Source organism: Nocardia sp. NPDC001965 (assembly GCF_053594175.1).
Window position 1 is genome coordinate 504,253 of record NZ_JBSFDZ010000001.1, and the last position, 25,559, is coordinate 529,811.

Below are 25,559 nucleotides of genomic sequence, written 5' to 3' on the forward strand. Positions count from 1 at the left end.
CAGATCGTCGTTGTCGTATCGTCGGTGCCGGTGGTCGGATTCACTCGCCCCGGACCGCGTACACCTCGTGCAGATCGGTGCCGCGCAGACTCGGGTCCTGCCGTATCCGCGCCGACAACCCATGACTGCCCAGCAGATCCCGGAACTCCGCCAGCCGACCGCCGGTATCGTGTACCTCCGCCACCACGCTGCGGATCCGGATCCAATCCGGTTCGGCGATACCGCGCAGCACATCCAGCTCCGCCCGCTCGACATCGACCTTGAGGACACCGATCTCGGCATCCGGGCCGTACTCGGCCAGGATCGCCGACACTGTGGTCACCTCCACCTCGATCTGCTCACCCTGGTGCAGGTCGGCCGTGATGAGCGCGATCGCTTCACCGTCCAAACCGCTGTTGCGCAGGAACGCGCGGGTGGCCTCGTCGTCTTCCGCTCGATCGGCGTACAGCCCGGAATTCGCCGGAGCCTGCGGATACCAGGTGAGCGGAAGGACGCCCGGCTCGGCACCGACCGCGGTACGGACCGGTACGGCATGCGGGACGAATGCGGCCAGATTACGTTCCAGGCACTGGAATGTCGCCGGAACCGGTTCCGCGGCGATCACCCGCGCACCGGGACAGACATCGGCGAAGAGCATGGCGCTGAGTCCGATGTTCGCGCCGATATCGAGCGCGATGTCCCCGGGCCGCAGCCCGGCGGCGGCCTGCCGGTAGAAACCGGTCGCCGAGGTGATCTCACCCCACAGGAATCGCGCCTCGGCCGGGCTCGGGCAGTCGACCACCCTGCCGTCGTCGAGCTTGAGCGTTTGTTGCGTGTTCAGCATTCTTCCACGGCCCTTTCTATTACGGCACCGACCACGGCCAGTGCTTCCGGGTGGCTCAGCTCGAGGTGGCGGACATCGATCACCTGGTTGTGGATGTCCCCGGTCACGTAGCCTCGCCACGATCCCGCCAGGGCGTCGTGATCGGCGTGGTCTTTTCCGGCGGTGAAGAAATACAGATCACCGTCGAAGACCTCCGGCCGGTACCGATCGGCGATCGCGCTCGCGGTCTCGAAACTCTGCATCACCCGATCCACCTGTTCGGCACTGAACATCGCGGTACCGAGCACCTGTTCCCGGATGACCGCCCAGGCCTGCTCGTGGGTATCGGCGCGCACCTCGTCGCCGAGATCGAACAGTTCGCGCCAGCCGCCCAGCAGATCCGCCATCAACTGTCCCGGCCGCTGATCCGCCGCCGCGGCGGTGGGTTTCCCGGAGAGGTCCACCGCGCTGTCGAGCAGCGCCAGCAAGGCGACCTCGGCACCGGCGCGGCGGAGTCGGACCGCCACCGCGTGCGCGATCTGTCCGCCCAGCGACCAGCCGAGCAGGTGATACGGGCCCTCGGGCTGGATCCGGCGGATCTCGGCGGCATAGCGTTCGGCCAGTTGATCCACCGATTCCGCCGGTGCCTCGCCGGCCACCACATGCGGATCCTGCAGACCGTAGATCGGCCGGTCCTCGTGCACATGCTCCACGAGCCCGCCGTAGAACCAGGCGAGCCCGCCCGCGGGATGGACGCAGAACAGTGGGGGCTTCGAACCGCCGGCCCGCAGCGGGAGTACCACCTGCAGACCGGATCCGCTGTCGGCATCGTCGGCCCGGCGGGCCAGGGCCGCCGGGGTGGCGTCGTCGAACATCCAGGGCAGCGCGATCGTGACACCTCCGGTCTTCAGTTCGCGCACCACCATGGTTGCCAACAGCGAGTTTCCGCCGAGGTCGAAGAAGCCGTCCGAAACTCCGACCCGCGCGACCCCGAGGATCCGGGCGTACACCTCGGTGATCGCCTTCTCCGTCGCCGTGCGGGGCGCGACGAATTCGCTCGTGGCGATATCGAAATCCGGTGCGGGCAGGGCTTTGCGATCGAGCTTGCCGTTGACCGTCAGCGGCAGGTCCGGCAGGACGGTGACCGTCGAGGGCACCATATAGCTCGTCAGCACCTCCGCGGCCGCTGCCCGGACCGCCGCCGGATCGATCTGCTGTCCGTCCGCACCGACCACGTAACCGATCAGCTGCGCGATCCCGTGCTCGGGCTGGTGCACGGCCGCTGCCGCGTGCACCACGCCGGGATGCCGCAGTAGTGCCGTTTCGACCTCGCCCAGTTCGATCCGGTAGCCGCGCAACTGGACCTGGGCGTCGGCGCGACCGAGATAGCGCAGTTCCAGACCCCGATCCGAGTGCTGCCAGCTGCCGACATCGCCCGAGCGGTAGAGCCGGGAGCCGCGCGGCCCGAACGGGTTCGCCACGAACCGGACCGCCGTCGTACCGGGCGCGCCCAGATAGCCCCGCGCCAGCTGGCCACCGGCGACGTAGATCTCCCCGGCCACACCGATCGGTGCCGGGCGCATCCGGTCGTCGAGTACGTAGACCCGCATTCCCGGCAGCGGGGTGCCGATTCCCGCCGCTTCGGTCCCGGTCGTCTCGCCGTAGGTCACGTGCACGGTGGTCTCGGTGATCCCGTACATATTGATCAGCCGCGGCGATCCGGGCTCGTATGCGGCGAACCAGCTCGCCAGCCGGGCGGGATCCAGTGCCTCACCGCCGAATACCACATATCGCAGGGCAAGCCCGGGACCGCCGCGCCCGGCGGTCCGGCGCTCCCGTTCGGCCTCGGCGAACCCGTAGAACGCCGACGGCGTCTGGCTCAGGACGGTCACGCCGGAATCGGCGACGAGTTCGACGAACGCCTCCGGCGACCTGGACACCTCGTAGCCGACCACGATCAGCCGGCCGCCGGTCGACAGCGCACCCCACATCTCCCAGACCGCGAAGTCGAAGGCGTAGGAGTGGAACATGGTCCACACGTCGTCGGGGCCGAGATCGAAAAGCCCACGGATATTGGTGAACAAGGTGACCGCTTCCCGATGAGCGACCGTCACCCCCTTCGGACGGCCCGTGGATCCCGACGTGTAGATCACGTAGGCCGTATCGTCCGGGCGGGCGGCCGGCAGTGCCGGCGGTTCCGCCGGGCCGTCCGTTTCGGGGTCGTCCACGAGCAGGACCGGCGCCGGGGAACCGGGTACCGCCGCTACCGTCCGCGCCGTGGCCAGGACGGCCGCCGGGCGAGCGTCGTCGAGGACGAACCGCAACCGCCGCTCCGGATAGGCCACATCCAGTGGCAGATAGCCGGCACCGGAACGCACCACACCGAGCAGCGCCACCACCAGGTCGACCGAACGGGGCAGGGCGACGGCGACCAGCGATCCCGGTCCGGCACCGTGTCCGGCCAGCCGGGCGGCGATCCGGGCGGCGCGCCGATCCAGTTCGGCGTAAGTCAGTGCGGATTCACCGTCGGTCACCGCGATGGCCTCGGGGCGCGCCGCGACCTGCTCGGCGAACAGCCCGGCCAGCGTCGTCTCGGCGATCGCGGCGCCGCCGGAACCGGCCGCATCGAACAAGGCGTTCCGCTGGGCGGCATCGACCAGATCGATATCACCGACGACGATCTCGTGGTCCGCTGTCACCTCCTCGAGAATTCGCACGAAGGCCCGGGCGAACCGGTTCATCGTCTCCTCGGTGAAAAGATCCGTGGCATAGGTGAGCCGGCCCGTGAACCCGCCGGGGCGGCCCGCGTCGTCGACGCGTTCCGCGAGCTTCACATTCAGATCGGCCTGTGCCTGTTCGAAACCGCTCTCGACCGGTTCGACAGTGAGATCGGGCAGCCGGATCGCGGCCCCGCTCAGGTTCTGGACGTCGAGTGTCACCTGGTACAGCGGCAGATGGGCCGTCGACCGCGGCGGATTCAACGCCTCTACGACCTGTTCGAACGGTACGTCCGCGTGCGCCAGCGCCGCCAGATCGCCCTCCCTGATATCGGCGAGCAGATCAGCGAAGGTCTGCCGGGACGCGACCCGCGAGCGCAGCACCAGCGTATTGACGAACATACCGACCAGATCGTCGAGTTCGCGCGCCCCGCGACCGGCCACCGGCGTACCGATCGCGATATCGCCGACCCCGGACAACCGGGCGAGCAGTACCGACAGCGCGGCGTGCACCACCATGAACACCGTCGCGTTCGCCGTCCGGGCCGCCACACCGATCCGGGCGTGCAGATCGGCGGACACTTCGAATTCGACAGCTCGCCCGCGCAGCGAGGCCACCGGCGGCCGGGGCCGGTCGGTCGGCAATTCGAGCAGTTCGGGCAGCCCGCCGAGGGTCTGCTTCCAGAACCGCAGCTGCCGCGACATCAGCGATTCGGGATCGCGTTCGTCACCGAGTATCTCGTGCTGCCACAGCGCGTAGTCGGCGTACTGCACCGGCAGCGCCGGCCACAGCGGGTCGGCCCCGTGCCGGCTCGCCGCGTAGGCCGTCACCACATCACGGGCCAGCGGCAGCATCGACTGACCGTCCGCGCAGATGTGGTGCACGGTGATCATCAAAACGTGATCGCGATCCCCGAGTTCGAAAAGCTCGATACGCAACGGCGGGGCCTGTGTCACATCGAATCCCGCGGTGACGGCCGCGAAGGCCCGCTGCATCAGCTGCTCCTCCCGGACCGCGACCGGGATCAGCTCCGGGACGACCGCTCCCGCCGGGACCACCACCTGATGCGGCACGCCCTCGGTCGCCGGGAACACGGTGCGCAGCGCCTCGTGACGTTCCACGACCAGAGCACAGGCCCGGCGCAGGGCCCCGGTATCGAGTTCGCCGCGCAACCTGATGACCATCGGGATGTTGTAGGCGCCCACCGAGGTGTCGAACTGGTTGAGGAACCACATCCGCTGTTGAGCCGGAGACAGGGGCACCCGCGCGGGCCGCGGCCGGGCGAGAAGCGGCGCCCGCTGTTCACGGGTGAGGGCGGTCAGGTTCGCGGCGAGATCGGCCACCGTCTGTGCCTCGAACAATTCCCGGACGCCGACCCGGACACCGGTCGCCGCGCTCAACTGAGCCGCCGCCCGGGTGGCCGACAGCGAGTTGCCGCCGAGGTCGAAGAATCCGTCCGTGGCGCCGACCTTCTCGATATCGAGAACGCGTTCGAAAACCTCCGCCACACAGCGCTGCGCGTCGGTTTCCGGCGCCACCCACTCACGGCGGGAACCGAACTCGGGGGCCGGCAGGGCCAGGCGGTCGAGTTTTCCGCTCGTGGTGAGCGGCAGCTCGGGGAGCAGGGTGAACGCCTCGGGCACCATATGCGCGGGCAATTGCGCGCGCACCGCCGTCCGAACCGCACCGAGATCCACCGAGTCGTCACCGGCCAGATAACCGGCGAGCCGGGTGCGGCCCTGCTCGTCGGCCCGCAGGACGACCACCGCGTGATCGACGCCCGGGCAGCCGGCGAGCACGGCCTCGATCTCGCCGAGTTCGATGCGCTGACCACGGATCTTGACCTGGAAATCCCGGCGGCCGAGGTAGTCGAGTGTGCGGTCGGGAGTCCAGCGCACCAGGTCGCCGGTGCGGTACATCCGTGATCCCGCGGCGCCGAACGGATTCGCCACGAACGCGGCCGCCGTGGTCACCGGGCGGTTCAGGTATCCGCGCGCCAGTTGCACACCCGCGAGATACAGTTCACCGACCACGCCGGGCGGGACGGGGCGCAGCCACGCGTCCAGGACGAGTGCCGCGACCCCGCGCAGCGGTTCGCCGATGGTCACCGTGGCACCGGGTTCCAGCGGGGCGCTCATACAGGCCAGGATGGTGGCCTCGGTGGGGCCGTAACCGTTGCGCAGGCGCCGGCCCGGCGCCCATACCGCTACCGTCTCCGGGGTCACCGCTTCCCCGCCCGCCACCAGCACACGCAGGGTTTCCAGGCCCTCGGGTGCCAGCGTCGCCAGCACACTGGGGGTCAGAAACGCGTGGGACACCCGTTGCGTCCGGATCAGTTGCGCCAGTTCGGGACCAGCGAACACCTCCGGCGGCGGCAACACCAGCACCGCGCCGCTGCTGTGGGCCAGCAGTACCTCCAGGATCAGGACGTCGAAACCGGGAGCCGCACCCTGCAGGACCCGCGACCCGCTGTCGACATCGAAACGTCTGCGCTGCTCGGCGGTGAAGTTCGCCAGCCCCTCGTGTGCGACCGCCACCCCCTTGGGCATACCGGTGGAACCCGAGGTGTAGAGCACATACGCGGTATCCCGGATATGCGGGGTGCGCACCCGTTGCGCGTCCGATATCGGGCCCGGCGAGTAGGCGGCGACAGCTTCCCGCACCGCCGGATCGTCGAGCTCCATCGTCCGTACCGAGTCCGGCAGCAGACTCCGCACGGCGCGACCGGTCAGCGCGACCCGGATGTAGGCGTGTTCCACCATGAGCGCGATCCGGTCGGCGGGGTTGCGGGTATCGATCGGCACGACAGCGGCGCCGGTTTTCGTCACCGCCCACAGACCGACCACGAATTCGATCGACCGCGGTAGCGCGAGCGCGATGTGATCGCCCGGGCCGACACCCCAGTCGATCAACTTCCGCGCCAGCCGGTCCGAGCGGGCGTCCAGTTCTCGGTAGGACACCGTCTGTCCGTCCGTGATCAGGGCGGCGGCACCGGGATCGACCGCCGCGCCGGCTGCCAGCAGCTGCGGCATCGAGCGCGGCACCTCGGCACGATCAGCCGGGGCCGCGACGAGCTCGGCACGCTCGTCGGCGGTGAGCAGATCGATCGCGCCGACCGGTACCCGCGGGTCGGCGGCGATCGCGCGCAGCACGATGGCGAGCCGGGACGCGAGACCGGCCGCCGTGTGGTCGTCCACCCGGGCCCGCTGGTACCGCACACGAACGTGCAGTTCCTCGGTCTGATGCGCCTGCACCAGCAGTGGATAGTGCGCGGCGTCGCGGCCCTCGGCCGAGACGACCCGCATACCGTCGATATCGGTCTCCCCGAGACCACTGCTGTCGACCGGATAGGACTCGAAGACCACCAGCGTGTCGAAGAGTTGCGGACTGTGCGCCGCCGCCATGATCTCGGACAGCTCGAGATAGTGGTGGTCCAGCAGCCGGGTGTTGTTCGCCTGCAGGTGGTTCAGCGCATCGGTGACCGACCGGCTCCGGGTGACATCGACGACCACCGGGATCGTATTGATGAACAGCCCGATCATCGACTCCACCCCGGCCAGATCGGCGGGCCGGCCGGAAACGGTGCTACCGAATGCCACCCGTTCGGTGCCCAGCAGATTGCCCAGTACCACCGCCCAGGCGAATTGCACGATCGTGGCCATGGTGACCGCCTGCTCGCGGGCGAAGTCGGTCAATCGCTCGGTGGTGGCGCGATCGAGCACCAGCGGCAGATCGACGGGAATATCGGCCACTGTCGCGGTGTGCGGATCGCTGACCAGTGTGGGTTCGGTGGAAACACCCAGGGCCTCACGCCATACCCGGACCCCGGCGTCGTGGTCACGGCCGTCGAGCCATTCCAGATAATCGCGATAGGACGGTGCGGCGGGCAGTAGATCGATGCGGTCGCCCACCGCGTACAAACCGATCAGTTCCCGGGTCAGCAACGGCAACGACCAACCGTCGAGCAGGAGATGGTGTGCCGTCAATACGAGCCGGAGATCGCCCGGCCCCACCGTGATCGCGAAGAAACGCAGCAGCGGCGGATCGGCGGGGTCGAACACCACCGCCCGTTCGCCTTCGATCAACCGGTCCAGCTCGGCGCCGTCGCCCGCGACCTCGGCGCGGAACCAGCGCAGTGCCGCGGCGGCGGGAACGATCTGCGCGGCCACGCCGTCGGCTGTCCGGGTGAAGGCGGCCCGCAGGTTGGGATGCCGTTCGAGCAGCGCCCGGGCGGCCCGCTCGAGCCGGTTCTCGTCGACCGTTCCCGCCAGGGTCAGTACCGATTGCGCGGTGTAGACGTCCAGTTCGCCCGCGGCGAATTCGGCGTGGAACAGCAGACCCACCTGCAGCGGTGCCAGCGACCACACATCGGTGAGCGGGCCGTAGCGACCGGCGAAGGAGTCCAGATCGGACTGGGTGACCGGCACGAGCGGGACATCGGTGGGCGAGAGACCCCACTCGCGGTCCGCCTGTGCCGCCCCGGCGATCTCGCGCAGCGCATCGACCCAGTCGCCGGCGAGTTCCTCGACCTCCGCATGGTCGAGCAGTCGCGAGGCGTAGCCGATATGCGCCGACAACACCGGACCCGCGACCGTATCGGTGGTGTTCACATCGATGGTGAGCACCGCCGCCGCGGGCATATCCGGATCGAACGCGCCGCGCTGGTCGAACTCTTCCCCGGTCGGCACCCACGCCAGATCCGACAGTGCCGCGATATCGACACCGGCCCGGCCGAGATTGTTGAAGCTGATCTGCGGCTCCGGCGCGGCCGCCAGCCGGGCACCGGTGGCGGGGTCGAGATAACGCAGCAGACCGTATCCGATGCCCTTGTCGGGGACGGCCCGCAACTGGTCCTTGACCGATTTCACCACCGCGCGCATATCCCCGGTGTCGACTCCGGCGAGGTCCAGAGCCACGGGATAGGCACTGGTGAACCAGCCGACCGTGCGCGAGAGGTCCGCGCCCGGGGCGAGCTGTTCCTCTCGGCCGTGGCCCTCGAGCAGGATCCGCACACCCGAATGAGCGGTGTCGCGCCGCTCCCGCCGGCGAGCCAGGGCGACGGTGAGTCCCGCGAGCAGCGCGTCGTCGGTGTTCCCACGGGCTGCCTCGGGCACCACGTCCAGCAGGTCCGCGGTCAGCGCGGCAGGCAGGGTGACCGTGAGCTGCCGGACCGTCGCCTGGGTGTCGACCGCCGGATCCAACGGTGCCCGGCCCAGCAGGGGCTCCGGCGCTTCGCTCATCCGCCGCCACAGTTCGAATTCACCGGCACGATCGGCGGCCGCATCGGTCAGGGCATGCGCCCACCGGCGCATGGAGGTGCCCTGGGCGGGCAGTTCCGGCGCACGCCCCTCCGCGATCTGGTGCCAGGCGGTCGCGAAATCCGGGATCAGGATGCGCCAGGAAACACCGTCGACGGCCAGGTGGTGGATCACGATGAGGGCCCGCCCCGCCGCATCGACGCCCGTGACGGGCAGCAGACATACGATCTGCAGCATCCGGCCCGCCGCCGGATCGAGCCGGTCGGCCGCCGCCGCGAGCGCTGCCTCGGCCACGGCGGTGAATCCGGCACCGCCCGGTGCCTCGTCGGCCCGGAAGGTACGCACGAGAATCGAATCCGCCGCGCCGACCGCGCCGACCGGGAGTACCTGCAGGCGGCCTTCGCGCAGTTGGGATCGGAGCATATCGTGCTGGTCGAGCAGGGCCTGCACCGTCGCGGTGATATCGGCGAGATCGGCATCACCGGGCAGCCGCACCAGCATCGACTGGGCGAACCTCCCGGCCGCGCCGAGCCGTTCGCCGAACCAGGTGACGATCGGCGTGCTCGGGATCTCGCCGATCCCGCCACCGGGCAGTTCCGCGAGTGTCACCTGGGTCGCGCCCGCGGCGACCTGCGCCAGCGCCTGCACGGTCCGGCGTTCGAAGATATCGCGGGCCCGGACGACCACACCGGCGGCCTTCAACCGCGCGGCCAGCTGGATCGACATGATGGAATCGCCGCCCAGCGCGAAGAACGAAGTGGTCGCCCCCACCGACGGCACGCCGAGCACATCCGCGAACGCCGCGGCGATGGTGCGCTCCAGATCGGTGGCCGGTGCCACGGCATCGGTCTCCTGCGCTTCGAATACCGGGTCCGGCAGCGCCTTCCGGTCCACTTTGCCGGTCGAGGCGAGCGGCATCCGGTCCAGCACGGTGATCGCCGCGGGCAGCATATGGGCCGGCAGTACCCGGCCGAGCCGATCCAGCACTGCGGCCGGGTCCACTTCCGCACCGGGTTCGCCGACGAGATAGGCCGCGAGCCGGGCCCGGCCGTCGGGACCGGGACGGCTGACGGTCACGGCGGCCGCCACGCCGGACTGCGCGACCAGCGCGGCATCGATCTCACCGAGTTCGATCCGCTGCCCACGAATCTTGATCTGGAAATCGCTGCGGCCGACATATTCCAGTGTGTACCCGGCGGTCCAGCGCACGATATCGCCGGTCCGGTACATCCGCGAACCCGGTCGACCGTACGGATTCGCAACGAACGCGCCGGCGGTCGGCGCCGCGCGGTTCAGGTATCCACGCGCCAGGGCGCCGCCCGCGAGATAGAGCTCGCCCGCCACACCGACGGATACGGGCCGCAGTCGAGCATCCAATACCACCGCTTGCGCGCCGCGGATAGGTCCACCGATATCGATCGGCCCGCCCGCTCGGACCGGCGCGCTCATGGTGACGACGATGGTCGCCTCGGTCGGCCCGTAGATATTGTGCAGCTGCCGCCCGGGAGCCCAGGCGGCGACGAGTTCGGCCGACACCATTTCGCCGCCGACCGCCAGTACACGCACCGATTCGAGATCGGCGGGCGAAACGGTCGCCAGCACACTCGGCGTCAGGAAGGCGTGCGAGACACGGTGGGCCCGGATCAGCTGGGCCAGGTCGGCACCACCGAACACATCTGCCGGTGATATCACCAGCGATGCTCCTGCCGCACAGGCCATCAGCGCCTCGAGCAGCACCGCGTCGAAGGCCGGCGCCGCGACGTGCAGCACCCGCGCGGTCGGGTCCACGCGATAGCGGACCCGCTGCGCGGCAGCGAAATTCGCCAGCCCCTCGTGGGTCACCACCACGCCCTTCGGCGTGCCGGTGGATCCGGAGGTGTAGATCACGTACGCCGCATCCTCGATCCGCGTCCGGCGACGGACGGCAGCCGTATCGAAAAGACCCGGCTGCATGCCGATCTCGGCCTCCGTCACCGGGTCGTCGAGCACCGACCACTCGATCCGGTCGGGCAGCGCCGCGCGGGCGGACCGAACGGTGAGACCGAAGGCTGTCCCCGAGTCGGTGACCATATGGGTCATCCGCTCTCGCGGGTACCGCAGATCCACCGGTACGAACGTGGCCCCGGTCTTCGTGATGGCCCACATGGCGATCTGGTATTCCACCGACCGCGGGATCGCCATCGCGATGTATGTCCCCGGCCCTGCGCCCCGGGACAGCAGGTAGCCGGCCAGCAGCTCCGATCGGCGATCGAGTTCGGCGTAGGTCAGCGTCCCGTTCTCGCCGACCAGAGCGATTTCCGCAGGATGCGCCGCGACGGCGGCAGCCAGGATATCCGGCAGCAGGCAGGGGGGGTCGGCGTCGCCACCGACGGCGGGGACGAGCTGTTCGGTTTCCTCCGGGGTGAGCAGATCGATGGCGCCGACCACCCCCGCCGGATCGGTGGTGACCGATTCCAGAATCCGGATGAACCGCTCGGCCAGTGCTTCCGCGGTGCGGGCCACGAACAGATCGGTGGCGTAGATGATCTCACCGTCCATGCCGGCACTGCGGCCGTCCTCGGTCCGCTCGCTCAGCAGCACGGTGAGATCGGTCTTGGCCTGGGCGATTCCGGGGTCGAGCAGTTCCACACCCAGACCGGGCAGTTCCAACCGCGCCGATCCGGTGTTCTGCAAACCGAACATCACCTGGTAGAGCGGTGTGTACGCCGTGGACCGCGGACGTTCGAGCACATCGACGAGCCGTTCGTAGGCGACATCGGCATGGCCGAGTGCGGCCACATCCACGCCGCGTACCCGAGCCAGCAGGTCCCGGAACGATACGTCCCCCGGGACCCGGGTACGCAACACGACCGTGTTGACGAACATTCCGACCAGATCGTCGAATGCCTCGTGCCCGCGGCCGGCGACCGGGGTTCCCACCGAGACATCGTCGGTGTGCGCGGTCCGGGCGAGCAGGATCGCCAGCGCCGCGTGCAGGACCACGAAGACGGTCACGCCCTCCTCGTGGGCCAGCCGCACGACGGCTCGGTGCAGCCCGGGCGGGACAGCGAAACGCACGCTACCGCCGGCCGTGGTGACGACGGCCGGGCGCGGGCGGTCGGTGGGCAGGTCCAGCAGTTCCGGGGCGTCGCCGAGAATGTCCTGCCAGTAGGAGATCTGGCGGGAGATCAGCGAGGCCGGGTCGTCCTCGGCTCCCAGTCGCTCCTGCTGCCAGAGGGCGTAGTCGCCGTACTGCACGGCCAGCGGCTGCCACTGCGGCTCGCACTGCCGCACCCGTGCGGTATAGGCGGTGAACACATCCCGGGCCAGCGCCGGTACCGAGGCGCCGTCGGCCGCGATGTGGTGCACCACGAGCGCCAGGGCGTGCTCGTCGGGGCCCGTACGGTACACCCGCGCCCGGACCGGGACCGATTCCGCGACATCGAATCCGGTTCCGGCGACCCGCTGGATCAGGCGGGACAGTTCGGCGGCGCCGTCCACCCGGTCGACGGCGGGCAGCAGTTCGGCCGCGTCGGCCGGAACGTCCAGGACCACTTGGCAGGGGTCGCCGTCCACGGCCGGGTACACGGTCCGCAGCGGTTCGTGCCGGATCGCCACATCCCGGAACGCCGCACGTAGGGCGTCCACATCCAGCGGGCCGGTCAGCCGGGCCGCGAAACAGATGTTGTACGCCGCCGAATCGGTGTCGTACTGGTTGAGCAACCACATCCGCCGCTGGGCCGCCGCCAAGGGGACGGTCGCCGGGCGCTGCCGGGCCGTGGGTGGCCTGGCCGCACTCGGGTCGCGACCGGTGAGAAGTTCGGCGAGCCCGGCGATCGTCGGCTCGTCGAAGATATCCCGGATACCGACCTCGACGCCCAGCGCCGTTTCCGCCCGAGCGGCGAGCCGGGCCGCCGACAGCGAATCGACACCGATCTCGAACAGATCGGCGGTCGCGCTCACCCGGCCGGATCCGGTGAGATCGGCGACGATCGCCGCCAACACCGTCTCCCGCTCGGTACGCGGGGCCACGAACTGCGCACTCTCCTCGAACACCGGCAGCGGCAGCGCCGCACGGTCGAGTTTGCCGTTGGCGGTGAGCGGAATCGCTTCGAGCACCAGAACGGCCGCCGGTACCAGATAGCCCGGCAGCGTCCGGGCGACTCGGTCACGGAGTTCACGGCCGGTGGCGACCGCGCCCGCTGCCGGAGTCACGTAACCCACGATCCGATCGGTCGTCGCGACGACGACCGCCCGGGCCACCTCCGGCAACGCATCCAACGCGGCCTCGATATCGCCGGGTTCGACCCGCTGCCCGCGCACCTTGACCTGGAAATCGGCCCGGCCGGCGAACTCCAGGTCACCGGACCGGGTCCAGCGGACCAGATCACCGGTGCGGTACAGCCGCTCCCCCGGCGCACCGAACGGGTGGGGCACGAACGCGGCGCAGGTGATGCCGGGGCGACCGTGGTAGCCGCGGGCGGTCTGGACACCCGAGACGTACAGTTCGCCGACCACACCCGGCGGGACCGGGTTCAACCGGGAATCCAGGACGTAGACGCGCATCCCGGCGACCGGCCGGCCGATCGGCACGGTCGCCCGCGGGCTCTCCCCGGGCAGGCACCGGTGCGCGGTGACGACCTCGGCTTCGGCCGGTCCGTACCAGTTCACGACCTCGGCGCCACCGAACATTCGTGCGGCACGATCGGCGGTGCGCTGGGCCAGCGCCTCACCGGCGACGAACACCCGCCGGACGGAAGGCACTGTGTTCCGGGCGGTGTCGAGCAGGACATCGAGCATCGACGGCACGAAATGCACCGTCGTGATCCGGTGTTCGGCGACGACGCCCGCCAGATATGCCGGGTCCCGGTGGCCGTCCGGTTCGGCGATCACGATCCGGGCCCCGGTCTGCAGCGGCCAGAACAGTTCCCACACCGCGATATCGAAGGTGACGGGCGTTTTGTGCAGCACCACGTCGGACCCGTCGTGCGGCCACTGTCGCTGCGCCCAGGCCAGCTGAGCGACCGTCGCGGTATGGGTGAGCGTGACACCCTTCGGCACGCCGGTGGAACCGGAGGTGAACAGGATGTAGGCCGCGTTGTCCGGGCGCAGTGGGGCATTCCGGTCGGCGTCGGTGACCGGCGCGTCGCTGAAACCGCCGGTGTCGATCCGGTCGATCCGCTCGGCCTCGTATTCGGCCGGCAACTGCCCGGCGTCGGCGGTCGTGGTGAGCACCAGCACCGGATCTCCCGCGTCCAGGACGCGGGAGATCCGGGCACGCGGATGGTCCGGATCGATCGGCAGGAAGGCCGCACCGGCCGTGACCACCGCGTACAGTGCGACGACCAGGTCGGTGGAACGCCGGACGGCCACGGCCACCACGGTTTCCGGGCCGGCACCGCGCGCGGCCAGCCATCGGGCAAGCCGGTTGACCCGGCTGTCGAGATCGCGGTATGTGAGCACCACACCGTCAGGTCCGTGCAGCGCGGGTGCGGCCGGGGTCCGCGCGACCTGGTCGCCGAAGAGATCCACCAGGGTACGGCCGGTGACCACCGGAGCGCCGGTGGCATTCCAACGGTCGAGCAGTACCGAGCGGTCCGCGCTGTCGAGGATTTCGAGGTCCGCGACAGCCGAATCGATATCGGCGGCGGCCGCGTCGAGTACCCGCACGAATTGGGCGGCGAACCGCCGTACGGTGTCCTCGTCGAACAGGTCGGTCGCATAGGTGATCCGCAGCGCCATCCCGACCGGCTCGTTGTGGTCGCCGTAGCTCTCCGACATCATCAGCAGCAGGTCGTAGATGGCGGGGTCGGCACCGGGATCGATGTTCTGCACAGTGAGTTCCGGCAGTTCGACCCGGGCCCGGTCCATGTTCTGGTAGGCCAGCATCACCTGGAACAGCGGCGTATGCGCGGTCGAGCGCACCGGGTTCAGCGCTTCCACCAGCTGTTCGAACGGAACACCCGCATGGTCGAACGCCTCGATATCAGCACGCCGAACCTGGTCCAGCAGCTGCCGGAAGGTCTGGTCCCCGGTGATCCGGGTCCGCATCACCAGAGTGTTGACGAACATGCCGACCAGATCGTCGAGCGATCTGTGCCCGCGTCCCGCATGCGGTACACCGATGGTGATGTCGTCGCCCCCCGACAACCGGGAGAGCAGGACCGCCAGCGCCGCGTGCACCACCATGAAACCGGTCGCCCCGCTGCGGCGGGCCAGGGCCTGCACCCGCTGGTGCACATCGGCGGGCACGGTGATCTGCACGGACGCGCCGCGCTCGGATCGCCGGACCGGCCGCGGCCGGTCGGCCGGCAGTTCCAGCAGGTCCGGGATACCCGCGAGCCGGGTACGCCAATAGTCGATATCGCGGGCGCCGCGAGAGTCCGGGTCGTCCGGCGAACCGAGCAGCTCGCGCTGCCAGAGCGCGAAATCGGCGAACTGTACCGGCAGCGGCGCCCACTCCGGTCCGCTGCCCAGGGAGCGGGCCCGGTAGGCGGTCACCAGGTCGGCAGCCAGCGGGGCCACCGAGAAACCGTCGCAGCTGATGTGATGTGCGGCCAGCGCGAGTACCCAGGACTCCTCCGCGAGCTGGAAGAGACCGACCCGCAGGGGTACCGCCTTCGCCACATCGAAGCCGCGGCCGAAGAATTCGGGCAACCGGCGCGCGAGTTCGCACTCGGGGATCGGTTCGGGTACGAGATCGCCGCGCGCGATCACCGCCGCCGCCGGCAGGACGACCTGGGCCGGGACCCCGTCCACAGCCGGATACACGGTGCGCAGGCTCTCGTGGCGCTCGATCACATCGGCGACGGCCGCGGTGAGCGCCGCGAGGTCGAGGACACCGTCGAGCCGGATGGCCAGCGGGACGATGTACCCGGCAGCGTCCGGATCGAGTTGGTTGAGGAACCACATCCGGGACTGCGCCGGGGACAGCGGGACCCGATCCGGTCGGGGCCGGGGCGCAGGCGCCGGGAGGCTCGGCACCGCGCGCAACCGGGTGATCCGTTCGGCCAGGTCGGCCACCGTGGGTGCCTCGAAGATCACCCGCACCGCGACGGTGACCTCGAGGATGTCACCGATACGGCTCAGTGCGCGCGTCGCCAGCAGCGAATTGCCGCCCAGTTCGAAGAAATCGTCCTGGGCGCCGATTTCCGGTAGTTCGAGCAGCTCGCCGAAGACACCGGCCACCGTCTGCTCGACCAGGCCGCGCGGTTCCCGGTATTCGGCCAGGCGCATCCCCGGATCCGGGGCCGGCAACGCTCGATAGTCGACCTTACCGTTGGCGGTGAGCGGAATCGAATCGATCCGCAGCACCGCGGACGGAACCATATACGCGGGCAGCCGCTCCAGCAGCGCGGCACGGATCTCCCGGCTGTCCCAGGTCGGCGCCGCGACCACATGGGCCACCAGCCGCTGTTCTCCGTGATCGGTGCGGACCTGCGCCACCGCGGCTGCCACCGTGTCGTGCGCCATCAGCGCCGCCTCGACATCACCGAGTTCGATCCGCAGACCGCGCAGTTTCACCTGGGTGTCGGCACGACCCACGTAGTGCAGGGCACCCGCGGCGTCCCAGCGAACCAGATCGCCGGTGCGGTACAGCCGGGCACCGCCGACACCCAGCGGATCGGCGACGAATGTCGCCGCGGTCTGTCCCGGCCGCCGGTGATATCCCCGGGCCAGCTGGACGCCACCGAGGTACAACTCACCGGTGACACCGTCCGGGACCGGGCGCAGGCGGGCGTCCAGCACGCGGACCACGACATTCGCCTCGGGTACGCCGATCGGCACCGCGGTGCCGGCCACGTTCTCGATCCGGTGGGAGGTGACGCTGACCGCGGCCTCGGTCGGCCCGTACAGATTGTCGATCCGCGCCGCGCTGAATTCGGTGAATCGCCGAACGGTATCCGCCGGCAGCGCCTCACCGATGCACAGCACACGCCGCAGGTGCGGGAACTCGTACCCGTCGGCGGTGGTCAGGAAAGCGGCGAGCAGCGACGGAACGAAATCGACCGTCGTGACGCGATACGCGGCCATCGTGGCAGCCAGCGCCCTGGTGTCGCGGTGCGCGTCGGTATCGGCGACCACCAGTGCCGCCCCACAGACCGCCGCGGAGAACAGTTCCCACACCGAGAGGTCGAACGTCACCGGCGTACGCCAGATCATCACATCCGAGCCGTCGAGACCGTAGTGCTCCCGCATCCAGTGCAGCTGGTTCACCACCGCGTGGTGCGCGACGGCCACCCCTTTGGGCACACCGGTCGAACCGGAGGTGTAGATGATATAGGCCAGGTCCCGGGAATCCAGCGGTCGCAGCCGGTCGTCATCTGTGATCGGCGCCGAATCCGCCTGCTCGGCGAACAATTCCGCGACCGGCCACACCGGCACACCGGCGGGCAGGTCCACCTCGTCGCCGGGCCGGGTGAGCACGGCGACGGGCCGGGCGGTGCTCAGCACCGACCGGAGCCGGTCGGCCGGATGTTCCGGATCCAGTGGAAGATACGCGGCACCGGCGGCATGCACCGCGTACAGCGTGGTCAGCAGGTCGGCACTGCGGTGCATGGCGACGCCGATCACGGTGCCCGGGCCGGCACCGCGGCCGATGAGGACACGCGCCAGCCGGTTCACTCGTGCGCCGAATTCCCGGTAGTCCATCCGCGCACCGGTTTCCGCGTCGATCACGGCGGTGTGCCGCGGGGTGGCCAGTGTCTGCGCGGCGAACAGGTCGGCGAGGGTCGCGGCCGCCGCGGGTGCGGACGCTCCCTGCGACCGCTCGGCCAGTGCCCGGTGCTCGGATCCGGTCAGTAGATCGATATCGCCGATCGGCCCGGTGGGGTCGGTGACGATCGCGCGCAACAACAGCTGATAGCGGTCGACGATCGCACGGACCGACGATTCGTCGAACAGATCGGTGGCGTAGCCGAACTCCACCGCGATACCGCCGGAGCCACCGTCGGCGGACAGGGTGTCCACGAGATTCAGGTGCAGGTCGTATTTGGCCACACTCGGATCGATCATCCGGGTGGTCACCGTCAGCCCGTCGAACCGTACCGCCGGGATCTCGATGTTCTGGAACGAGAACCCCACCTGGGTCAGTGGCGCGTGCGCCGTCGAACGGGGCGGATTGAGTACCTCGACGAGCCGCTCGAACGGGATATCGGCGTTCTCGAACGCCCCGAGGTCGGTGTCGCGGACCTGGTCGAGGATATCGGCGAACGAGGAGCCGGGCGCGACCCGCGTCCGCAGCACCAGGGTGTTGACGAACATGCCGACGAGGCCGTCGAGGCCGGGTTCGCCGCGGCCCGCGACAGGAGTGCCGACGGCGATATCCCCGGTCCCGGACAGCCGGGCCAACAGCGCGGCGTAAACGGCGTGCATCACCATGAACACAGTCGTGTCGTGCCGGCGGGCCAGCGCGACGACCTCGCGAATCAGGTCGGCGGGCAGTAGGGCCGATACCGTCGCGCCACGGAAACTCTGCTGCGCCGGGCGCGCCCGATCGGTGGGCAGGTCGAGTACCTCGGGGAGATCGGCGAGCGCCGCGCGCCAGTACTCGGTCTGCGCGACCGTCGGACTGTGCGGATCGTCCTCGGAGCCGAGGATTTCCCGTTGCCACAGTGTGTAATCCGCATACTGCACCGGTAGCGGAGTCCACTGCGGCTCCTCGTTCCGGGATCGGGCCCGGTAGGCGGTCATCAGATCCGCGGCCAGCGGCGCGAGCGAGGAACCGTCGAAACTGATGTGGTGGACCACCAGGACCAGCGTGTGATCGTCGGGTGCCGTGCGCAGCAACGTGATCCGGAACGGGACTTCGCGCGTGACATCGAACCCGGTCGCGGTCTCCGCCGCGATCCGCGCCTCGATCTCGGCGGCCGCCACGGTCACCGGCTCCAGCGGCTCGCCGACACCGGTGACCGGCGTGATCACCTGGTGAGGTCCGCTGTCGCTGTCGGGGTAGCGCGTGCGCAACGATTCGTGCCGGGCGAGCACATCGGCGACGGTGGCCTGCATGGCCGCCACATCGAGGTCTCCCGACAGGTGCATGACCAGTGGGATGTTGTACAGCGGTGAGGTCGTATCGAACTGGTTGAGGAACCACATCCGGGTCTGCGCCGGTGACAACGGGATCCGCTCGGGACGGTGCTGCGAAACCAGAGGTTGGCGCCGGCCGGGCCGGCTCGCCCGCAGCCGATCGGCCAGGGCGGCGACGGTCGGCGCGTCGAAGATCGTGCGCAGCGCGATATCGATTTCGAACGCGGCGCTCAGCCGACCGGCGACCCGGGTGGCCGACAACGAATTACCGCCCAGGTCGAAGAAACTGTCGAACGCACCCACCCGCTCGATATCCAGCACCGCGGCGCAGATATCGGCGACGGTCTGCTCGACGGCATCACGCGGGGCGACGAATTCCGTGGCGGCCGAACCGAACACCGGCTCGGGCAGCGCGGCCCGGTCGATCTTGCCCACCGGCGACAGTGGCAGGCTGTCCAGTACCACCACCGCTTCCGGGACCATATGCGCCGGCAGCCGCTGCGCGGTATGGGCCAGCAACTCCGCCGTATCGATGCCACCGTCCGCGGGCACCGTGTAGGCGGCGAGCCGCGTACCGTTCGCGCCGGCTACACCCACCACATGCGCTGCCGCCACCCCGGGATGCGCCCCGAGCACGGCTTCGATCTCGCCGAGTTCGATGCGCTGACCGCGGATCTTGACCTGGAAGTCGGTGCGGCCGACGTACTCGAGTGTCCCGTCGGATGTCCAGCGCGCGAGATCACCGGTGCGGTACATCCGGGTGCCGGGCCGGCCGTAGGGGGCGGCCACGAAGGCGGTCGCCGTCGCAGCCGGCCGGTCCAGATAACCGCGGGCGAGCTGCACACCGGAGATGAAGAGCTGCCCTGTCACCCCGGCCGGGACCGGCCGCAGCTCCGCGTCCAGGACCACGGCCTCGATACCGCGGATCGGCCCGCCGATCGTGACCCGGTCGCCGGCCACCAGCGGATCACTGATCGCGACCATGATCGTGGTCTCGGTCGGGCCGTAACCGTTGAACAGTTCCCTGCCCGGGGCCCACAGCGCCACGGTTTCCGCCGGCACCGCCTCTCCGCCGGCCACCAGGACCCGCAGCGTCGGGAGATCGGACGGTGACATGGTGGACAGTACGGTCGGTGTCACGAACGCATGCGAGACACGCTGCGTCCGGATCAGCTGCGCCAGTTCGGCACCGGCGAAGACATCCGGCGGCGAGACGACCAGGGCGGCACCGTTGGCGTGTGCCATCAGCAATTCCAGGACGACCGCGTCGAAACCCGGTGCCGCCAGTTGCAATACCCGCGACGACGGATCCACCCGGTAGCGGTCCCGCTGTTCGGCCGCGAAATTGGCCAGGCCCGCATGGGTCACCGCGACGCCCTTCGGCGTACCGGTGGATCCGGATGTGTACAGCAGGTAGGCGGTATCCGGGTATCGCGTGGGCCGGATCCGGTCGTCGTCGGTCACCGGCTCCGCCGAGCGGGCTCCCAGCGCGGTCACGGTCTCCGGATCGTCGAGTACCAGCAGCGGGATCGAGTCGGGCACCAGTGCGCGCGAGGCGGCGACCGTCACCGCGACGCGGGGTGCGGCGTCACCGATCATCAGCGCGACCCGCTCGGCCGGATTCCGGGGATCCACCGGCACGAAGGCGGCACCGGTCCTGGTGACCGCCCAGATACCCGCCACGAACTCGATCGACCGCCCCAGTACCAGCGCGATATGGTCGCCCGGGCCCGCCCCGCGCGCGATGAGCTCACGGGCGATCCGCGTGGACAACGCGTCCAGTTCTCCGTAGGTGACCGTCCGGTCGCCGGAGATCACGGCCGTCGCGCCCGGATCCACGACCGACAGCACCTCGGCCAGAGTCCGCGGTGGTTCGGCCGGGCCTCCCGACGCCGGTACCAGACCCGCCCGTTCGGCCGGTGACAAGATGTCCACACTGCCCACCCGGACGTGCGGATCCGCCACGATCGTCTCGAGCACCCGGTTCAACCGGGCTGACAGTTCCTCGATGGTGCCCCGGTCGAAGAGATCGGTCGCGTAGTCGACGCGCAGGGCGATATCGCCGCCATCCGCGGTGTTCTCCGCGACCGTGACGATGAGGTCGACCTTCGCCGGCTGCGCACCCGGGTCCAGGATCTCGACCGTGAGCTCGGGCAGTTCCAGGCTCGGCCGATCCATGTTCTCGAAGGCCAGATACACCTGGCACAGCGGCGAATACGCACCGGACCGATGCGGCTCGACCTCGTCCACGACCCGCTCGTAGGGAACATCACTGTTCGCGAATCCGTCCACATCGATATCGCGCACTCGGGCCAGGAATTCGGCGAACGATTCGCCGGGCCGGACCTCGGTGCGCAACGGCACCGTGTTGACGAACATTCCGACGAGCGGCTCGAGCGCGTGTTCACCGCGGCCGGCCACCGCCGTGCCGACGGTGATGTCGTGGGATCCCGAGAGCCGCGCGAGCAGTAGTGCCAGTGCCGCGTGCACAACCATGAAGGTGGTGGCGTTCTGTGACCGGGCCAGTCCCTCGATTCCGCGGAAGACCTCGGCCGGAACGGCGGATATCGCGCGGTCGCCGTGCAGGGATCGCTGGGCCGGGCGGGCCCGGTCGGCCGGAAGTTCCGAGACCGGCGGCTTCCCGGACAGCCGGCCGGTCCAATAGCTCAGCTGGCGGGCCGCCGTCGATTCGGGATCGGTCTCCGCACCGAGCAACTCGTGGTGCCAGACGCTGTAATCGGCGTACTGCACGCGCAGCGGCTGCCAGTCCGGGGTCTTGCCCTGCACCCGGGCCTCGTAGGCGGTCGCGAGATCGGCCGCCAGCGGGCGCAACGACGCCCCGTCGCAGCAGATGTGGTGCAGGATCACTGCCAGCACATGACGGCCGCGATCCGCCGCTGCCAGCAACGCACTGCGCAGCGGCGGGCGCACACTCACATCGAAACCCTGTGCGGCCAGCGCACGGATCCGGTAGTCGATATCGTCCACGTCGGCGACCTCGGGTACGAGATCGAGCCCGGCGACCACTTCCTCGGCCGGCAGTACGATCTGGACACCGGTCCCCTCGACCGCCGGGAAGACGGTACGCAGTGCCTCGTGCCGGTCCAGCACATCGACCAGCGCGGACCGCAGCGCCGGCACATCGAGCCGGCCGGACAGCTGCACCACCAGCGGGATGTTGTACGCCGCCGAATCCGGATCGACCTGGTTGATCAACCACATCCGGTTCTGCGCGGGTGCCAGCGGTACCGGCTCCGTCGGCCGGGGCCGGGTCCGCAGGATCGGGCGGCCCGGGCGGCGTTCGGCCGCGAGCTGCGCCGCGAGCTCGGCGACAGTCGGTTTGCCGAACAGATCGCGCACCGAGACGTCGCAGCGGGTCAGTTCACCGATCCGCACAGCCGCGCTGGTCGCGGTGAGCGAATTACCGCCCAGATCGAAGAAGTGATCGAATACCCCCACCCGTTCGACACCGAGCACATCGGCGAAGACATCGGCGATCATCTCCTCGACGACCGTACTCGGCGCGACATAGGCGGCGGCCGAATCGAACACCGGCTCGGGCAGCGCCCGGTGGTCGATCTTGCCGTTGACGGTGAGCGGCAGTTCGGACAGTACGACGATACCGGCGGGCACCATGTATTCCGGGAGCTGCGCGGCCGCCCGAGCCCGCAACGATTCGCCGGTACAGACGCCGTCCCCGGCCGGCACCACATAGGCGATCAACCGGGCCGCTTCGGTTCCGGGCCGATGCACGACCACGACCGCTGCCGATACGGTGTCGTCGCCGAGCAGCGCGTTGCGGATCTCGTCGAGTTCGATCCGGAATCCGCGCAATTGGATCTGCTGGTCGGCCCGGCCGCGGTATTCCAGTTCGCCCCGGTGGTTCCAGCGCGCGATATCGCCACTGCGGTACAGCCGCGTGCCGGGCGCACCGAACGGGTCGGCGACGAACCTGGCCGCGCTCAGTACCGGCCGGCCGAGGTAGCCGCGCGACAGCTGTGCCCCCGAGACATAGATCTCGCCCCAGGCTCCCAGCGGTGTCGGCCGTAGCCGCCGGTCCAGCACGTAGGTCCGCAGGCCCGGCAATGCCGTTCCGATCGCACTGGCGGCGCCGGGCACCGCGATCCGCGGGGTCAGCGGCAGATAGGTCACGAACACCGTGGTCTCGGTGATCCCGTAGCTGTTGGCCAGTACGGGAACCAGCGGATTCCGTTCGTACCAGGAGGCCAGCCCGGCCGGATCGAGCCGTTCCCCGGACAGGATCACCGTCCGCAACGCGAGCGCGCCCTCGGGTTCACCATCGACCGCGTACCGTTCCCGGGCGGCCGCGAACTGCTGGAAGGCCGAGGGGGTCTGGTTGAAAACGGTCACCTTCTCGCGGGCCACCAGGCGTACGACTTCGTCGGGTGATCGTGTGGTCGCGATATCCACGATGACGACGCGACCTCCGGACACCAGCGGGCCGAAGATCTCCCACACCGAATAGTCGAAGGCGAAGGAGTGGAACAGCGTCCACACGTCGCCGGGCCGGATCCCGATCTCGGCACAGGCGTTGGTCAGATACGACGCCACCGCGCGGTGCGTGATCGGCACACCTTTCGGACGGCCGGTCGACCCCGAGGTGTAGATGACATAGGCGGTGTTGTCCGGCCGCAGCGGCCGGGACCGTTCGGCATCTGTGATCGGCCCGCCGCCGGTATCCGCGAGCAGATCGTCGGAGGTGACGATGCGACCGGGATCGCCCGGAAGCCCCTCCCGGAGCGCGCTGCTCGTCACGACGAGGACGGGATCGGCGTCGGTGAGTACGTATTCGAGCCGATCCGCGGGGTGGGCGATATCCAGCGGCAGGTATCCGGCGCCGGATTTCAGCACCGCGACCGTGACAGCGATCAGCTCCACATCGCGGGGCATCGCCACCGCGACCAGCGTTTCCGGCCCCGCGCCTCGCGCGATGAGCGCCCGGGCCAGCCGGTCGGACCGGTCGTCGAGCTCGCGGTAGGTCAGGACGGCCGCGCCGCATCCGACCGCGATCGCGTCCGGATTCACCGCGGCGCGGCGGGTCAGCAGCTCGACGAGGGTCGTGTCGACGACAACCCCGTCCCGGCCCGCGAGTTCGCCGGCGATGCGCCGCTCTTCGGTGATGTCGACGAGCGGGATATCGATCACCGGGGTGTTCCGCGGCGATTCCAGCAGCCGGTGCAGGAATTCGACGAATCGCGTGGTGTGCAGTTCGAGTTCGTCGACGCTGTACAGATTCGGGTTACCGTGCAATTCGAGCAGCAGGGGGCCGCCGGCACCGGGGCGGTACAGATTCAGCTGGATATCGTCGAGTGCGCCGGAGGTGAGCGCGCGATAGCGGCCGGAGGCCGAACCGAGCCGGATCTCGGTATCGAAGAAAAGAATGTTCACGACCGGACCGAACGAATTCGACGCCGATTCCGCAGTATTCGAATCGCGGCGGAGATCTTCGAATCGGTACAGCTGATGCCGGATCGCGGCGACGAGTTCGGTCACCGATGCGCCGACCAACTGCTCGACCGTGGTCTCCGGTGTCAGCGCGAAGCGGATGGGCACCATATTCGCCAGCATCGCGGCGGCGTGCCGCAGCCGCCGGGTCACCCGGCCGCTCACCGGCATCGACAAAACCACATCGTCGGCGCCGGTCATCCGGGCCAGGAACGCCGAGAACGCGGCGACGATCACCTGCGCCGGCGACGCGTGCAGCTCGGCCGAGAAGTGGTCGAGCATCTCGGCGAGCCGGTCCGGCAGGCGGCGGCCGGCGACATGATCGTTGTCGCTCCACCGGGCGGCCCGCCCCGACAGACTCACCGGGCTCGGCAGATCGGCGACCTTCGTGCGCCAGTACGCCCGATCGGATTCGAAACGTGGGCTCTGGTGGTACGCGCGGTCGGCCTCGGCGATATCCCGCAGACCCGCGGCGACGAGCGGTGGCGGCTGTCTGCCTTCCAGGATGGCGTTGTAGTGCTCGATGACCCGGCCCATGACGTTGAATGCGCCGTACCCGTCGATGACGAGATGGTGTGCGCGCGCGTACCACAGGTATCGGTTCGCACCGATGCGGATGAGTTTGCCGACGGCCAGCCGGTCCCGGGCGAGATCGACGGCTCTGGTGCGGCAGTCCCGGCGCATCCACTCCAGACCCGCTTCGTACGGATCGGCGGCATCGGACAGATCGAGCACATCGTCGGCGTAGGTGATACTGCGGTCCACGAATTGGTAGGGGCGACCGTCGAATTCGACCACCCGCACCACGAGCGATTCGGTCTCCCGCCCGGCGATGTTGATTGCCTCGGTGAGCAGATCGACGTCGATCTCGCCCTCGATCTCGACGTAATGGGCGATATTGACATTCGGCCTGCCGGGCTGATTATCGGCCAGCCACATGCTGTACTGCGCCCTCGACAACGGTATGAGATCCAGATCGTGGTCGACAGCAGTGGCTGACCTCGAATTCATCCTCTAACCTCTCGCTCAGACTCGGAGGCAGCCGGAGCGCAGCGGAAAACGCCCCCTGCGGATGCTCGAAACTGCCTGTGTACGACTTCGTCTACGTCGAAGTGGTGTTCGCGCCCCTGCCACGGAACACCTTAAGAGCAAACAGCTATCAGATCGTGCGCCGCACAGTTTATGCATATCGGCCGCATCGCCCGCAACCGGATACGGCGTTTCGCCCACCGGCGTGCCGACCCCCCTCCCGCAGGCCGGTTCGGCGTCGGCCACAAGGAAAAACGGCCACCGACCGCGCTTTCTCC

Annotated in this window: 2 protein-coding genes; both read right to left on the minus strand. The window is 69.3% G+C overall.

Features of this window, described 5'->3' with window-relative positions; all coding sequences use genetic code 11:
• Nucleotides 1-40: 40 nt before the first annotated feature.
• Nucleotides 41-823, minus strand: coding sequence for an FkbM family methyltransferase (locus ACWCPQ_RS02395; protein ID WP_449893810.1), 783 nt, complete (start codon nt 821-823; stop codon nt 41-43).
• Nucleotides 817-25,263, minus strand: coding sequence for a non-ribosomal peptide synthase/polyketide synthase (locus ACWCPQ_RS02400; protein WP_449893811.1), 24,447 nt, complete (start codon nt 25,261-25,263; stop codon nt 817-819). Before ACWCPQ_RS02400 ends, ACWCPQ_RS02395 begins: the two co-directional genes overlap by 7 nt.
• Nucleotides 25,264-25,559 lie beyond the last annotated feature (296 nt).